Here is a 16271-nt window from a genome sequence, read left to right as displayed (position 1 = left end):
AACCGGGGGTTTCACCCCCGGACCCCCAGGATATTTGGGTGAAGAAGAAAGACGCGCTGGCGGCGCAGGCGCGGGCCGAGGGGTTTGCCGCCATGGGGGTGATGCGCCCGGATACGGTTCCGGAACTAGCCCCGCGGCTGGCGGCCTATGTCGATCGGGGGCGGCATGGCCAGATGGGCTGGATGGCCGAGCGCATGAACTGGCGCGGCAATCCGGCGGCGCTTTGGCCCGAGGCGCGGGCGGTGGTGATGCTGGCCGAGCCTTACACCCCACTGCATGATCCGCGTGAGGTTCTGGCCCATCCCGACCGGGGCGCGATCAGCGTCTATGCGCAGGGGCGAGATTACCATGACATCGTGAAAAAGCGGCTCAAGCGGCTTGGCCGCTGGTTTCTGGAAACGCAGGCTGCGGGCGAGCAGATCAAGGTTTTCGTCGATACCGCGCCGGTGATGGAAAAACCTCTGGCACAGGCAGCGGGGCTTGGCTGGCAGGGCAAACATACGAACCTGCTGTCGCGGGAATTGGGATCGTGGTTCTTTCTTGGTGCGATTTTCACCACCGCGCCGCTGCCGCCTGACACGCCCGAGGTGCAACATTGCGGTTCCTGCCGCGCCTGTCTGGATGCCTGTCCAACCGACGCTTTTCCTGCGCCGTTTCAGCTGGATGCACGGCGCTGCATCTCTTATCTGACGATTGAGCATCATGGCCCGGTGCCGCTGGATCTGCGTGAACGGCTGGGGAATCATATCTTTGGCTGTGATGATTGCCTTGCCGCCTGCCCGTGGAACAAGTTTGCCGTGGCCGCGCATGAGATGCGCTACCTGTCGGATGCCGGAGCGCCCCCCTTGGCAGAGCTGGCAGGGCTGGATGATGCCGCCTTTCGGGAACGCTTTGCCGGCACGCCGGTCAAGCGGCTGGGGCGTGACAGGTTCATCCGCAACGTGCTTTACGCCATCGGCAACAGCGGTCAGCCGACGCTGATCCCGGTGGCGCAGGGCTTGACGGGCGACCCCGACCCGACCGTGCGCGATGCCGCCGAATGGGCCGTGACCCGGCTTCAGAGGTCGCGGGAAAAGCCGAACATCACATAGTCGCGCAGATAGGCGTCATGGGCGGCCTTGGTCAGTTCCCTGGCACCAAGATCCGCGGGAAAGGCGTCATGCTGATAGCTGTCGCCAGCCGCATCAATCCCCGTGCTTTCCGCCAGCCAGTCCAGATCGCGATGCAGCGAGCCTTCGCGCAGCACCATATCGGGCGTGGTAAAGCGAGCGAAACCGGCCAGAACCTCGGACTGGCTGGCCCAGATAGGGTGCACCGGCAGCGTGGTCTGGCCCAGCAGATTGCGGCGCAGGAAATCAAGAAACGCGGCGAAACAGTCCATCTGTGCGGCCTCGGGCCAGTCGGCCAGCGCGTCATCAGCGGGCAGCGGCACGCGATGGATGTCGCGCAAAAGCTGGCGCAGATCGGGGTTCGGGGCGGTCAACATCTGCTGCCACGCGACCCACGCCCGGCGCAGCGGGTGACGCAGGACGGTAAAGCTGCGATGGCCGGGGTGCTTGCGCTTCCACTGGCGCAGGGCGTTTTGGGTCAGACCCGATTCGTTGCGACCCAAGCCCCCCATCCAGCGCCGCACCGCCGCATCCGGCCCACCACGCACCGGCAGGAACAACAGGCCCGCGCCTGCATCATTGGCCACCCATGACGGCACCGCAGGCCCGCGCGAAGGCTCGAACCCCGGAATCTTCGTGAGCTGGAACGGGTCCATCTGTGCCAGATCGCCCTGCATCTGGTCGTAATTCTGCACCTTTTGCGACATTTCACGGGGATTCTGCGGCACCTGATCGCTGGCCGGGTCCACCCGCTCCAGATCGGTACGGCCCAGCCAGTGCAGCAGCCCGGTCATCGCATCCGCATCACGCAGATCGTCATAATTCAGCCAGAAGCCCGCCTGCCCCGAGACCTGAAGCCCATGCTGAATCCGCCGCAGAAAGGCAGCGTTATCGTCCAGAATCTGCTGAAACTCGGCCCCGTCCCAGGTGATTGCGGCGGGTTTGGGAATCTCGGTCTCGTTCAGCTTCCACTGGTTCGTTTCCCAAGCCAGCCGGGTCGAAACATAGCTGTCCACCGGGTTGCGGGTCAGAACGATCTTGGCGCAGTCGCGGTCGGCCATGATCGCATCGAACACGCGCGGATCATGGTCAAAGAAATAGCGGAACCCCGGCAGGTGGTCGGGTTTGTCGAACAGCGCCTGCAACAACACATCCGGGTCGGCGTCGCGTTCCGCCATGGTCACGCCGCGCAACTCGTCCTTGTCGGGCCAGCCCATCATATAGGGGTTGAACGCCTCGCCAAAGCAGGTCACGCGCTTGATCTTGTTCAGCGTGGCTTCCAGCAGGTTCGAGCCAGTGCGCATCCCTGCAAAAATCACGAAACGCTTGAAAGCCATCGTCAGCCTTTCTTGGTCAATGGTGCATCAACGGGCAGATTCCCGGTCATGCGCGGATAAAGACCCGCGTTGCGCAGGCTTTGCACGAAACGCCCGATCTGTCGATGATCGCGCATCACCGGCAGGTCATGGGTGTAAAGCCCGCGCTGCGGGTCGATCAGGTCCAGCGCCTCGTTCATAACCTCCGTCGGGTCGGCCAGAAACTCGCCCAAATCCCACACCCGCACCCGCGCCTTGACCCAGACAGAGCGCAGGATGGACAGTTGCGTCACCTCGCTCTGCTCCAGCCGCGAGGCGATGCGGCGGATGTCATCGAACGGCATCCCCGACAGCATCAGGGGCATCAGCCATGCCCCCGTCACCACAATAATGGTGGCGTTCGGGTCGGTGGCCATGAACCAGTTCAGGCTTTGCGTGTCGCGCGGGGAATACTGGAACAGGCTGACGCTTTTCTGACTGCGGATCAGCGAGGTCAGAAAGCCTTGCGGGTCCAGATCGCGGATCAGCGCGGAATTGGTCAGCGCACCGGGGCCAATGTCACCGCGACCGCTGAACTCGACCTGATCGGCTGCAAACAGATGGCCGTGGACAGGCATATCGGCGCGGTCCCACAACCATTCCTCGAAATCCTCGAACAGATCGGTAAAGCCCTGCATCACGACATAAGGATGCGCGGTCTTGCCGTTCTCGCGGTCCTTGCCGGGAAAGCGGCTTTGCATATACAGCCCCGGCCGCCCCAGCGTGCGGCGGCTGACGGTTGCGTCGATCAGCCGGTCAATGGCCAGCGGGTCCGGCTCGACCACCGCATTACAGGGCGGACGCGGGAAATAACCGTAAAGCCCATCCGCGCGCGGCCAGACCTTGCGGGCGACGAAACAGCCGGATTGTTCCAGCATTCCGGCGTGATCGTCATAAAGGATATAGGGTTTCCCCTGCATATCGAACTTGGCGACCGTCAGCGAGCGACTTTCGATATGGACGGAATGTTTCCGCGCGAGGCTTTGAAAATAGCTTTCGTCGGGAATCCAGACATGGCGGAAATAGCGATCATATTCAGCCCGCTGCGGATCGTTCAGGATCGCCGCCAGCGTATCGCGGGTCAGACACCACCATTGCGACCCAAGATGCGGTTGCAACCCATCCGGCAGCTTGCGGCGGATGCGCAACCGGCGCTGCCACTTGACCAGCCGGTCGAACATCTTGCGGCGACGGCGGAAAGACACCGGAAAGAACATATGGAACCGCTCGTCCCCTAGCCCGCCGATGATCCAGCCCGCCTCGGAACAGGTCACGCTTTCGATAAAGTCGCGGTGCGGATGCTGCGCCAGATAGGCCGTCAGATCCGAGACCGCACGCAGCGGCAGGCAAGCCCCCGAAGCCAGATAGATATGGCTGACATCGGCAAAACGCTCCAGCATCAGTTCCGCCGCAGCCTGCGTGGCCTGCACCAGCGAGAACATCCCCCATTCGCAATCGTGGCGCTGGTCGGTAAAGGCCACATCGGCGCAATCGGCCAGTTGCGCCTGCATCGCGGCAAATTCTTCCGGGTCGGCCTTGCTGTCCACATGGATCACCACCGCCGCGCCGCCCGTGTTCCAGAGCCGCACCATCTGCGCAGCGAGCGCCAGATTATCGTGGCACAGCATCAGCACGCCAAGGCGCACCACCCCATGAAAGGCCGGAACAGCGCGGCGCGGGTTGAACAACTGGTTCATGCCCAGTTCCCCTGCGAGATCAGGCCAATGTCCTCTAGCTGGCGCCAGTCCTGATATTGCACGGATTCCTCGCACCACAGGTCCAGTTCGTCCTGCTGCAAGCCGGCATGATAGGCGCGGTATTCCTGACTGTTGGCGTAATGCTGCTTGCGGTCCAGCTCCTCGGCGGATTTGTCGATGAAGGTGGACAGGAACTTGGTGTGCAGCAGCACGCCCGAAGCCTTCTCGCCCCCGTCCTCGGCATAGGTCAGGTTCAGCGAGCGCGGCAGCAGCATATGGGTCGAGCTGACATAGGCATATTCGCGCCGCCAGCGCACCAGCGGCGTCTTGTTCAGCGCCGGGGCCTTGTTGGGCTGGTTGCGAAAGAACCGCCGGGCGCGGGGGCCACCCTGAATCCACAGATTGCCCATCATCCCGTTCTTGCGGATGGTGTAATTCGCCGGATCAAACCAGCTTGCGATTTCCAGCGGGTCTTGCCCGGCGGAATAGGGGTGCGCGCTGATCGGGCCTTGCGGATACATGTCCAGCAACATCGCCGGGAACGACCGCTGCGCCGAGGCATCCAGCCAGTCAGTCAGCGCCCGCAACGGGCGGCTGTCGCAATGCGGATAGACCAGCAATTCGTCAGGGTCCACGGTCAGGCACCAATGCCCCGAGCCATAGCGAAACAGCAGCCAGTTGAGCCAGTCCATGCCAAACCGCGACGCCTTATAGCTGGCGGTCGTGGTCCAGACCGAGATATCAGGCTGTTCAGCCAGATATTCCCGGCTGCCATCATCGGAATCATTATCCACGATCAGGAAATGGTTAATGCCCTGCTTGCGGTAATAATCCAGAAACCACGGCAGGCGCAGATATTCATTCCGCAAGGTGACAAAAGCCAACAGGTCATGCGGCTTGATCTGATCGGTCTGGTTGCGCAGCGACACCAGCACATTTCGCCGCCGGATCGCCCGCAGCAGCAGATATTGCCGCCACGCCCGCAGACGGAAAAAGTTCCGGTTTCGTGTCAGCCAGCTCGCCAACGGCCACCCCCATCTTTCGCCGTGCCTTCGACCAGCCCATGCAGAGCGGTTTCAGCAGTTGCAAAATGTGCGGCCCAATTAGGCACGATCCGGGGCGGCAAGCGCAAGGGGGCCTCGGCCGCCAACAGGGAAACCGCCCCGGCCCATGGGCGCGGATCGTCAGCGGGCAGGTAACGGGCATAATCCCCCAATACCTCACGCGAGGACGGCAGGGACGAGGACAGCACCGGCAGGCCCCGCCCGGCAGCCTCGGTCAGCGGCAGGCCAAACCCCTCGGCATGGCTGGGCATCAGCAAGCCGTGGCTGCGTTCCAGCAGCGCGGCAACTGCGCTATCGGACAGGCCCGACAGTTCGCGCACCGGACTGTCCGGCGACAGCGCATCCAGCCGCGCGAACACATCGCGGTTCAGCCAGCCGCGCCGCCCGATCAGGAGCAATTGCGGCATCTTTTCCGGGGCCAGCCGTGCGGCCAGCAAATCCCATGCGTCCAACAGCAGGGCATGATTCTTGCGCGGCTCAATCGTGCCTATGCTGAGGAAAAAGGGTCGCGTCAGATCCAGCCCGGCAGGGATCGCCTGCGGGTCGGAATCGGCCAGCCGGGTGCCGATATGGGCCGGGACCACCGGCGCAGTTTCAGGCAGGCCAAGCCGTCCGCGCCAATCCCGCACCCGCGCGGCCGTCGCCTCTGAAATGGTCAGCGCCAGCGCCGCGCCCTGCATCGCAACGGTGAACCTCTGGCGGAACCGCGCCACCTGATCGGGGCGGGTATATTCAGGATGGTCCAGCGGGATGGTGTCATGGATCAGCACCGCCACCGGCACCCCAAGCGCAGCCCAAAGCCCCGCGTCGATGTTGCTATGCCCCACGTTCAGCAACACCGCCCCCGGCAGGCGGCGCAGTCCACGCGCAAGGCCCCTGCCCCGACGGTCGCCCTTGCGCAGCGCATGCCGCGCCAGTGCCGTCATGGCCCGCTGTCGTGGCGTATCGCGCCCCAGCGCCCGCGCCAGCCAGCCCCGCGCGGACGGCTCGGCCCGGCCAGCGGCCCAGTCAAGGATCAGCGCACCGGCCTTGGGCGGCAACAATACCTGCCGCTGCCCCAGACGGCACAGCAGCAGATGCGGACGATTTTGCAGATATGTCAGCCACTCGGCTTCAACCCGGTCAATGCCGGTCAGCGGCCCCTGACCGATGCGTGACACCAGACGACTGACATCCAGCAGCACCGGAAGGGGCGAAGGTTGTTCCCCTTCACCCGCCATAGCCACCCGTCTGGTGCCAGCGCCACGCGTCCCCGATCATCTGTTTCAGGGTCGAGCGGTCCGGCTGCCAGCCCAAATCGGTCTTGGCCCGCGCGCTGCCAGAGACAAGCTGCACCGCATCACCACCGCGACGCGGGCCTTCGGTCAACGGAACCTCGCGGTTGGTGCTGGCGCGGGCGGCGTCGATCACCTCACGCACGGAAAAGCCCGAGCCGGTGCCAAGGCAGAACACATCCACCCCGCCCCTGGCCGGAACCCGCCCGTCCAGCAGCCATTTCAGCCCCAGCACATGCGCATCCACAAGATCCATCACATGCACATAATCACGGATGCAGGTGCCATCCGGCGTCGGGTAATCGGTGCCGTGAATGGTCAGTGCCGGGCGCTGGCCGTCAATGGCCTGCAAGATCAGCGGGATCAGGTGGGTTTCGGGGTCATGCGCCTCGCCCACCTCGGCGTCAGGATCAGCGCCCGCCACGTTGAAATAGCGGAAAATCACGCTGCGCAACCCGTCGCTGGCGGCGAAATCCTTCAACATATCCTCGATCGCGCGTTTGCTGGCGCCATAGGCGTTCAGCGGCGTTTGCGGAGTGCTTTCGTCCAGCACCACGCCGTCATGGTCGCCATAGGTCGCACAGGTCGAGCTGAACACGAAATCGCGCACCCCGGCAGCCAGCGTCGCCTCGATCAGCGACAGGCTGGCACTGACATTGCCGCGCCAGTATTTGCCGGGATTGCTCATCGCCTCACCCACCTGGCTGAGCGCAGCAAAATGCATCACCGCAACCGGCTGATATTTGGCGAAAACCTCGTCCAGCCGGGCGCGGTCCATCAGGTCGCCCTGTTCAAACGGGCCGAACTTGACCGCCTCTGCATTGCCCGTGCAAAGATTGTCATAGGTCACGGGCAGATAGCCCGCATCCCGCAGCACCTTGCAGGCGTGCGAGCCAATATAGCCCGCGCCACCTGTGACCAGAACGGCCTGAACCATGGCTTAGTCCTTCCTGATTCCGTCCACGACGGCAGACAGATAATCGACGAATTCTTCGCGCAGATCGTCGCGCTCCAGACCAAAGGCGACGGTCGCCTGCAAGAAGCCCGCCTTGCTGCCGCAGTCGTAACGCTGCCCCCGGAAGCGCAGCCCGTAAACGTCACGCCCGGCTTCGATCTCATCCGCAATGGCGTCGGTCAACTGGATTTCACCGCCAGAACCCTGCCGCAGCTTGTTCAGGTTTTGCATGACCGTCGGGGCAAGGATATAGCGCCCGATCACCGCCAGATTCGACGGCGGGTTTTCCTTGGGCTTTTCAACCATGCCCCGCGCCTTGACGATGGCGCCCATATCCTCGGACACATCCAGAACGCCATAGGATTTGGTCTTTTCCATCGGCACTTCCATGGTGGCAACCATCGAACCGCCGGTCTCGGCATGGGCCTCGATCATCTGCTGAAGGCAGGGCGGCTCGCCCTTGATAACGTCATCGGTCAGGATCACGGCGAAAGGCTCGTCATGGATCAGACGACGGGCGCACCAGACGGCATGACCCAGCCCCAGCGCCTTGTGCTGGCGCAGATAGGCAATCGCGCCCGAATCCATATTGGTCGAACGCAGCAATTCCAGCAGGTCGTCCTTGCCCGCTTTGCGCAGGTTGGATTCCAGTTCGTGCGCGTGGTCGAAATAATCCTCCAACGCGCCCTTGCCGCGAGAGGTCACAAAGATGAACTCCTTGATCCCCGCCGCGCGGGCCTCGTCGATGGCGTATTGGATCAACGGACGGTCAACCAGTGTCATGATTTCTTTCGGGACGCTTTTCGTCGCCGGAAGAAAGCGCGTCCCCAAACCGGCGACCGGAAAAATCGCCTTCGTGACCTTGCGTTGCATAACCACAACCCCTTGCGATATTATAATAAAGCAACCGCCCGGAATCACCGGCGGCTTTCGATAAGATGTCGTCCGGTATATTGATAACAGATGCCTGGCAAGACACGCCAGCATTTTGAACAAATTGAACTGACTTTCAAAAATACGGTTTCAGCCACCTCGGACGGCGGAAATGTGCCGCGCAATCCGCGCAGCCTGCGCCGCCTTTCGGGTCAGGCGCAAAGGGGGCTCACCGGGGCCGTCCGCGCCCCATAATCCGCCGCGCCATTCCCACCAGCCACCTTGGGTCAACATTGACCGCGCTGGTAAAAAGCTGGGACTGAACAGGATCAGCGTAACCACATTCCCCTGCGCGACCAGCGCAGCAGCCTGCGCGCGCAAAGCTTGCGCCTGCCATTGCCAGCCACTCAGCAGATGGTGGTCATGTTGACGCCGGGGCATGGGCCGGAAATCAGGCGCAGGCGGAAATTGGCGCATCGGCGGTTTTATCGCAGTCACAGCCCCCGCCCTGCGCCCTTGATCCAGCCGTTTGAGCAGCGGCGCGATGCCGAACGGATCCAGCGCCCCCGACAGCATAGCGCGAATCAGCCGTTTGCGCTGTGCAGCGGCGACCCAATCATCACCGCCGCCATGCTTGCGCGCAAAAATCGCATGAGAGCGGCCAATGTCGTAAAGATCCGTCGGCACCCGGTCACGGCGGGCGCTGGCGGCCAGCCCATGCGTGACCTCGGCGCCCGGCACCACCGCCGTCAGCCCGTCAGGCCGCACCGCCGCCAGCCGCATGTTCACATCGCTTTCGTCCAGATGAAAGGCGAAATCCGGGTCGAAGCCACCGACCTGCACCAGTGCCGCCCGACGAAAGGCGCAGTTGGTGCCAATGGTGCTGATCTGCTCAAGCGCGGGGAAAAGCTGTGTTTCCTGCGGCGCGGGCAGGGTTGCGGCGCGACCATCACGGCTGATCCGCTCGGCCCGGACCTGCCAGCCGATACCATCCGGTCCGCGCGTGAACCCCGTCGCCGCATCCACCCGCGCATCCGCGAACGGCGCGGTCAGCCGGGCCAGCCAGCTTGGTTCCGCCACCGCATCATCATCGATAAAGGCAACCACATCCCCCGCCGCCCGCGCGATACCGATGTTTCGGGCGCGGCTGATGTTTGGCACATCAAACACCACGCGCCGCAGGGGCAGATCCGGTCGCGTCAGGATGCTGCCCGGATCGGCAATCAGGATCACCTCGAACGCAGGATGGGTTTGCAGCGACAGCGCGTGCAGACAAAGCGCCAGCGAGTCGGGCCGGTGCCGAGAGGTCACGACCACCGACACCCGCATGGGATCAGTCCAGCCCCATTTCAGCCATCATGGCTTCCAGCTTGGCCACATCTGACGGGTTGTTCAGCTCCCAGAATTGCCGACCGCGCGATTCCACCTGAACGCACAGCACCCGGCGGCCACGTTCCAGAAAGCGCAACTGCTCCAGCCCTTCCAGCTTTTCCAGAACCCCCTCGCCCCAACCGGGATAGGCCGCCAGCGCCTGCGGGCGATAGGCATAAACGCCGACATGATGAAACACCGGCGAAGGCGCATCCGGGGCAATCTCATGCCCGACATAGGGGATGACCTCTTTCGAGAAATACAGCCCTTGCCCGTCATGGCCGAACACCGCTGTCGTGCCACCAACCCGGCCCGCCGCACGATCGGCCAGCAGATCGGCACGCATCTGGCCGGTGCATTGCAGAACCGGCGTGGCAATATCCGCTGCCGGATCAGCCCGCAGCCCGGCAATCAGGTCGCTGATGAACCAGGCCGGCGTCAGCGGCGCATCACCTTGCAGATTGACCACGATTTCCGGGGTCAGCCCCAGGTTGGCGACGGCCTCGGCCACGCGCTCGGTGCCATTGCGGGCGTCAGGACTGGTCATGGCGACCTCGGCCCCGAAGCCCCGCGCGTGATCCGCGATACGGTCATCGTCGGTCGCCACGATCACCCGGTCAATGCCCGGCACCGCCTGCGCCGCATCCCACGACCGCCGGATCAGACTGCGCGCCTGCCCCGAAGCGCCGCGCAATTCCACCAGCGGCTTGCCCGGATAGCGGCTGGACGCATAACGGGCCGGAATGACGATAACCGTCTGCATCAGGCTTGGGCCAGCAAAACGCCGGGCGCATAGGCAATAAAGAACGGGTTTTCAAAGCCCGGCTTGCCATAGACAAAGGTGGTGTGATCGTCGAAACGCACGACCTCGCCCCCCGCACCGCGCAGCACGGCATCACCGGCAGCGGTATCCCATTCCATCGTGCGGCCAAGGCGCGGGTAAAGGTCGGCCTCACCCGTGGCGACCAGACAGAACTTCAGCGAAGACCCCGCGCTGGTCATGTCACGCACGGCATATTGGTTGATATAATCATCGGTCGCCTGATCGCGGTGCGATTTCGAGGCCACCACCATCAGCCCCCGGTTATCCGGCATGGCGTTGACGCCAATCGGCGCGACCTCACCCGGCTGATCGCCAAAGGGACCGGTTTCCTCGACGCTGCGCCCATCGGGAAGGGTATAGAACAGCCGCCCCTTGGCCGGGGCATAGACCACCCCCCGCAGCGGCACGCCATCTTGGACATAGGCGATATTCACCGTGAAATCGCCACGGCGGTTGATGAACTCTTTGGTGCCGTCCAGCGGATCGACGATCAGGAAAGTGCGGACATCCTGTCCGTGGCTGGCGGATTGCTCCTCGGTCACAAGCGGCACATCGGGGAAAGCCGCCCGCAACCCGGCGGAAATCAGCGCATCCGCCGCCTCATCCGCCGCCGTCACCGGCGAATCATCAGATTTCGAGCGGACATCGAAACCGTCAGCGTCATAAATCTCCATGATCTTCGCGCCTGCCTGAAGGGCCAGACGGCGCATCTCGGCGGTCAATTTCTCGAAATCCATGGTCATTTCCTGCACTCCGGCATGGTTTGCTGCCCGACAAGGGGGCGTCGCTCATTGAATCTTAACACTTGTCCTTTATGATCGCGCCATTCTGGAACGGCAAGCATCTTGCCATCCTCAACAAACGGATTGGGCGGCAAATGTTCGGCGGACGTCAGAATACCAGCATGATCGGCAGCGCGTTCATCACCGCTGCCCTGATTTTTGAGGTGACGGTCCACAATATCCGCAAGTCCGACCGCAGCCCTATCTGGGGGCTGGTGCAGAACATCGTGACCGCCATGGTCATGGTGTCCGTGTTTTTGCTGTTGTATCTGGCGCTTGGGGTGCGCAGCTCGCCCATCCGCGGCGATTTTATCCTGTATATCCTGTCGGGGATTTTCATGTTCCTGACCCATACCCAGACGGTCGGCGCGGTCGGCGCCGGCAATGCGCTGGATGCAATGACCAAGCACCAGCCAATCAACACCTTTATCCTGATCGTCTCCTCGACGCTGGCCGTGCTGTATAAGCAGACGCTTAGCCTGTTCGTCATCCTTGGCTTTTACAGCCTTGCCATTGAACCCATCCATATCGACAAACCGTTTCAGGCTTTTGGCATGTTCCTGCTGGCCTGGTTCAGCGGCGTCTGCGCCGGCATGGTGTTTCTGGCGGCGGAACCGTGGTGGCCCAAGGGCGTGGGCGTTATGAAGCTGTTTTATCAGCGCGGGAACATGATCGCCTCGGGCAAGATGTTTGTCGCCAACAGCCTGCCGGGCTTCATGGTGGCGCTGTTCGACTGGAACCCGCTGTTCCACATCATCGACCAGACGCGGGGATTCGTGTTTATCAACTACAACCCCCACAATTCGAACCTTGAATATCCGATCTATGTGTCTCTGACGCTGCTGATGGTCGGGCTGATGGGCGAATTCGTCACCCGCAACGCGCAATCGCTCAGTTGGTCGGCAGGCCGATGATTTCTGCCGGTCAGAGTGCTTGAAGGGGCCAGCCGCGAAACCTATATAGCCAGCCGAAAGCCGGTTCCGGGGCGTATGCGCGCCGGGGCCATGAACCAAGGGATCGGGCCACGGGGGCCGGAACGGACCCGCAAGCCTGAATATCGCCGCAAGAAAGGTCATAAGAATATGTCGAAAGTTATCGGGATCGACCTCGGAACCACCAATAGCTGCGTCGCCATCATGGACGGCAGCCAGCCCAAGGTCATCGAAAACAGCGAAGGCGCACGCACCACGCCCTCGATCGTCGGCTTTACCGACACTGAGCGACTGGTCGGCCAGCCCGCCAAGCGTCAGGCCGTCACCAACCCCACCAACACCGTTTTCGCCGTCAAGCGCCTGATCGGCCGCCGCGTCACCGACGCCGAGGTTGAAAAGGACAAGGGCCTTGTTCCCTATGCCATCGTAGATGGCGGCAATGGCGACGCCTGGGTTGAGGTCCGGGGCGAGAAATATTCCCCCGCGCAGGTCAGCGCGATGATCCTCTCCAAGATGAAGGAAACCGCCGAATCCTATCTGGGTGAGGCCGTGACTCAGGCCGTCATCACCGTTCCGGCCTATTTCAACGACGCTCAGCGTCAGGCGACCAAGGACGCGGGCAAGATCGCGGGCCTTGAGGTGCTGCGCATCATCAACGAACCGACCGCTGCTGCGCTGGCCTATGGTCTGGACAAGAAAGACACCAAGACCATCGCGGTTTATGACCTTGGCGGCGGCACTTTCGACATCACCATTCTGGAAATCGACGACGGGCTGTTCGAGGTGAAATCGACCAACGGGGACACGTTCCTTGGCGGCGAAGACTTCGACATGAAAATCGTCAGCTATCTGGCGGATGAGTTCAAGAAAGAACACGGCGTCGATCTGACCAAGGACAAGATGGCGCTTCAGCGTCTGAAAGAGGCCGCCGAAAAGGCCAAGATCGAGCTGTCCTCGGCCAGCCAGACCGAAATCAACCAGCCGTTCATCAGCATGGACCCGAACTCGGGGACGCCGCTGCATCTGGTCGTGAAACTGACCCGTGCCAAGCTGGACAGCCTCGTGGGTGAGCTGGTCAAGCGCACCATGAAGCCGGTTCAGGAGGCATTGAAAGACGCCGGCCTGTCCAAAGGCGACATTGACGAGGTGATCCTTGTCGGCGGTCAGACCCGGATGCCGCTGGTGATCGAGGAAGTGACCAAGTTCTTTGGCAAGGAACCGCACAAAGGCGTGAACCCCGATGAGGTCGTGGCGCTGGGCGCGGCAATTCAGGGTGGTGTTCTGCAAGGCGACGTCAAGGACGTGGTGCTGCTGGACGTAACCCCGCTTTCGCTGGGGATCGAGACGCTTGGCGGTGTGTTTACCCGCCTGATCGACCGCAATACCACCATCCCGACCAAGAAATCGCAGATCTTCTCGACTGCCGAGGACAATCAGGGTGCCGTGACCATCCGGGTGTTCCAGGGTGAACGGGAAATGGCTGCGGATAACAAGCTGTTGGGTCAGTTCAACCTTGAAAACATCCCGCCCGCACCGCGCGGTATGCCGCAGATCGAAGTGACCTTCGACATCGACGCGAACGGCATTGTCTCGGTCTCGGCCAAGGATAAAGGCACCGGCAAAGAGCAGAAAATCACCATTCAGGCATCGGGTGGCCTCTCGGATGAGGACATCGACCGCATGGTGAAGGACGCCGAGGCCAATGCCGACGCCGACAAACAGCGCCGTGAGCTGGTCGAGGCCCGCAATCAGGCCGAAAGCCTGATCCACTCGACCCGCAAATCGCTGGAAGAACACGGCGACAAGGTGGACGGCTCGACCGTCGAGGCGATCGAACTGGCCGTGACCGCGCTGGAGGACACGCTGAAAGGCGATGACGCCGGCAAGATCAAGGGCGGCATCCAGAACGTCATGGACGCCTCGATGAAGCTGGGTGAAGCCATCTACAAAGCCAGCCAGGGCGAAGGCGACGATGCCACCGATGAGGACGTTGACGGCCCCCGCGCCACCGACGACGACATCGTGGATGCCGACTTCGAGGATCTTGGCGAAGACAAGCGCAAGTAAGCGCAGGACAGAACCGGGCCGGTCCGCCACGGCGCGGGCCGGCCTTTCCTATCCCGCCCCGGCGACAGCCCGGCCACTGGCAGGACGAATATGGCAAAAAACGACTATTATCAGACGCTTGGCATTGATCGCGGCGCTTCCGCCAATGAGATCAAGAAAGCCTATCGTCAAAAAGCCAAAGAGCTTCACCCCGACCGCAACGGGTCTTGCGCCAATTCCGAAGCGCAGTTCAAAGAGGTGAACGAAGCCTACGACTGCCTGAAAGACCCGCAGAAAAAGGCGGCTTACGACCGCTTTGGCCACGCAGCCTTTGATGGCGGCATGGGCGGCGGCTTTGGCGGCGGGCGCGGTCATCCCGGCGGCGATTTCGGCTCGGCCTTCGCCGATGTGTTCGAAGATCTGTTCGGGGACTTCATGGGCCAGCGCGGCGGCACTCCCCGCAGTCGCGCCAGCCGTGGCGCCGACCTGCGCTATGACCTGCGCATCACGCTGGAGGAAGCCTTCACCGGCGCACAGAAAACCATCACCGTTCCCGGCTCGACCGCCTGCGGGGCCTGCAACGGCACCGGGGCCGAGGGCGCGGCAGAACCGCAGACCTGTCCCACCTGCGCAGGCATGGGCAAGGTCCGCGCGCAGCAGGGTTTCTTTACCGTCGAACGCAGTTGCCCGACCTGTAACGGCGCGGGCCAGATCGTCAAAAACCCCTGCAAGGAATGTCACGGCCAAGGCCGGATCGAACGCGAGCGCGCGCTGGCCGTCAACATCCCGGCAGGCGTTGAAACCGGCACCCGCATCCGCCTTGCCGGCGAGGGCGAAGCCGGGATGCGCGGTGGCCCAGCAGGTGATCTGTATATTTTCCTTGAGGTCCGCCAGCACGAGATCTTCGCCCGAGACGGCCGGATGCTGGCCTGTCAGGTGCCGGTCAGCATGGTGACAGCCGCGCTTGGCGGCGAGGTCGAAGTGCCAACCATCGACGGTGGCCGCTCGCGCGTCAAGGTTCCCGCCGGCAGCCAGTCTGGCCGCCAGATGCGCCTGCGCGGCAAGGGGATGCCCCCCCTGCGCCACAACGGACGCGGCGGCGAGGCAGGCGATATGCTGATCGAATTGCTGGTCGAAACCCCGGTCAATCTGACCGCCCGCCAAAAAGAGCTGCTGCGCGAGTTCGAAGGCGTCAAAGCCGACAACAACCCGCAAACCACCAGCTTTTTCGACAAGGTGAAAAGCTTTTGGGAAGGCATGACCAGCTAAGCCGTTAACGGAATCTTCAGGGTTTTCGTGCAAAGCTGGGGCATGAGCACGAATCATGCCTTTTCCGATGTCTCAATGCCGCTGTTTCAGCCTGTCGAGGCGATTCCGGGCAGTGGCGGTGCCTCTGACGAGGTGCCCGCGCCTAAAACACGGGCACCCTCTTACCTTGCCGATCACCGCGCCCGGCTGCGCGAACGGTTCATGGCAGGCGGCGCGGCGGCAATGCCCGAGTATGAGCTGCTGGAACTGATCCTGTTCCGCGCCGTGCCGCGCCAGGATATGAAGCCCCTCGCCCGGCGCCTGCTGGAGGTTTTCGGGGATTTCAACCGGGTGATTTCGGCCAGCCCGGCCCGGCTGGCGGCAGTTCCCGGCGTTGGCCCTGCCGTGATTACCGAATTGAAAATCGTCGAGGCCGCAGCAACCCGCATGGCCCGGTCCCGCGTGATGCACCGCCCGGTTCTGTCCGGTTGGGATGCGCTGCTGGACTATTGCCACACCGCCATGTCCCACCGCGAAACGGAACAGTTCCGCGTCCTTTATCTGGATCGCAAGAATGTGCTGATCGCGGATGAGGAACAGGCGCAAGGCACCGTCGATCACGTCCCGGTCTATCCCCGTGAAATCATGCGGCGCGCACTGGAGCTGAACGCCAGCGCTTTGATTTTAGTGCATAACCACCCAACTACCCCTATTTCTCGCACATTCAAGCACGCTCGATCAT

Annotated in this window: 14 protein-coding genes; 5 read left to right on the top strand and 9 right to left on the bottom strand. The window is 62.7% G+C overall.

Annotated elements, in window-relative coordinates; translation table 11 throughout:
- Positions 1 to 38: 38 nt before the first annotated feature.
- A complete protein-coding gene (queG, locus tag Q4G24_RS09765) occupies positions 39 to 1091 on the top strand; it encodes a tRNA epoxyqueuosine(34) reductase QueG (protein WP_303366341.1) in 1053 nt (350 codons plus the stop codon).
- Here the strand turns inward: queG and Q4G24_RS09760 are convergent.
- The 9 genes from Q4G24_RS09760 to cysQ all read right to left on the bottom strand — a co-directional run bounded on the left by Q4G24_RS09760 (position 1058) and on the right by cysQ (position 11258).
- Positions 1058 to 2446 (bottom strand): hypothetical protein, encoded by a 1389-nt coding sequence (locus Q4G24_RS09760; RefSeq protein ID WP_303366340.1) that lies wholly within the window; start codon positions 2444 to 2446, stop codon positions 1058 to 1060. The two genes, queG and Q4G24_RS09760, sit on opposite strands and share 34 nt — an antisense overlap.
- Before the next feature lie 2 nt (positions 2447 to 2448).
- Positions 2449 to 4161, bottom strand: a complete 1713-nt coding sequence (locus tag Q4G24_RS09755) for a beta-1,6-N-acetylglucosaminyltransferase (RefSeq protein ID WP_303366339.1) — start codon at positions 4159 to 4161, stop codon at positions 2449 to 2451.
- A complete protein-coding gene (locus tag Q4G24_RS09750; protein ID WP_303366338.1) occupies positions 4158 to 5186 on the bottom strand; it encodes a glycosyltransferase family 2 protein in 1029 nt (342 codons plus the stop codon). Before Q4G24_RS09750 ends, Q4G24_RS09755 begins: the two co-directional genes overlap by 4 nt.
- Positions 5171 to 6445 (bottom strand): glycosyltransferase, encoded by a 1275-nt coding sequence (locus tag Q4G24_RS09745; RefSeq protein ID WP_303366337.1) that lies wholly within the window; start codon positions 6443 to 6445, stop codon positions 5171 to 5173. Before Q4G24_RS09745 ends, Q4G24_RS09750 begins: the two co-directional genes overlap by 16 nt.
- Positions 6435 to 7436 carry a UDP-glucose 4-epimerase GalE gene (galE, locus tag Q4G24_RS09740; protein ID WP_303366336.1) on the bottom strand — a complete coding sequence of 334 codons (1002 nt, stop codon included), beginning with the start codon at positions 7434 to 7436 and terminating at the stop codon, positions 6435 to 6437. Before galE ends, Q4G24_RS09745 begins: the two co-directional genes overlap by 11 nt.
- A 3-nt stretch (positions 7437 to 7439) precedes the next feature.
- On the bottom strand, positions 7440 to 8327 hold the full coding sequence (locus tag Q4G24_RS09735; protein ID WP_303366335.1) for a UTP--glucose-1-phosphate uridylyltransferase: 888 nt from the start codon (positions 8325 to 8327) through the stop codon (positions 7440 to 7442).
- 150 nt (positions 8328 to 8477) lie between these two features.
- Positions 8478 to 9656 carry a glycosyltransferase family 2 protein gene (locus Q4G24_RS09730; protein WP_303366334.1) on the bottom strand — a complete coding sequence of 393 codons (1179 nt, stop codon included), beginning with the start codon at positions 9654 to 9656 and terminating at the stop codon, positions 8478 to 8480.
- Positions 9657 to 9660: 4 nt separating this feature from the next.
- Positions 9661 to 10461, bottom strand: a complete 801-nt coding sequence (locus Q4G24_RS09725; protein WP_303366333.1) for a 3-deoxy-manno-octulosonate cytidylyltransferase — start codon at positions 10459 to 10461, stop codon at positions 9661 to 9663.
- Positions 10461 to 11258 carry a 3'(2'),5'-bisphosphate nucleotidase CysQ gene (gene cysQ / locus Q4G24_RS09720; RefSeq protein WP_303366332.1) on the bottom strand — a complete coding sequence of 266 codons (798 nt, stop codon included), beginning with the start codon at positions 11256 to 11258 and terminating at the stop codon, positions 10461 to 10463. Before cysQ ends, Q4G24_RS09725 begins: the two co-directional genes overlap by 1 nt.
- A 167-nt stretch (positions 11259 to 11425) precedes the next feature.
- On the opposite strand from cysQ, the gene Q4G24_RS09715 reads away from it, so the two are divergent.
- From Q4G24_RS09715 to Q4G24_RS09700, 4 genes are all read left to right on the top strand, one after another.
- On the top strand, positions 11426 to 12217 hold the full coding sequence (locus Q4G24_RS09715; RefSeq protein WP_303366331.1) for an ABC transporter permease: 792 nt from the start codon (positions 11426 to 11428) through the stop codon (positions 12215 to 12217).
- A gap of 168 nt (positions 12218 to 12385) precedes the next feature.
- Entirely contained in the window at positions 12386 to 14302 is a 1917-nt protein-coding gene (gene dnaK, locus Q4G24_RS09710; protein WP_303366330.1) for a molecular chaperone DnaK, read from the top strand.
- 90 nt (positions 14303 to 14392) lie between these two features.
- A complete protein-coding gene (gene dnaJ, locus Q4G24_RS09705; protein ID WP_303366329.1) occupies positions 14393 to 15550 on the top strand; it encodes a molecular chaperone DnaJ in 1158 nt (385 codons plus the stop codon).
- A 42-nt stretch (positions 15551 to 15592) separates the two neighbouring features.
- Positions 15593 to 16271 (top strand): RadC family protein (locus Q4G24_RS09700; RefSeq protein WP_303366328.1); only part of this gene is annotated, 679 nt, incomplete at its 3' end.

Source organism: Paracoccus sp. (in: a-proteobacteria) (assembly GCF_030538695.1).
Classification (GTDB): domain Bacteria; phylum Pseudomonadota; class Alphaproteobacteria; order Rhodobacterales; family Rhodobacteraceae; genus Paracoccus.
This window is presented reverse-complemented; position numbering and strand designations above follow the sequence as displayed.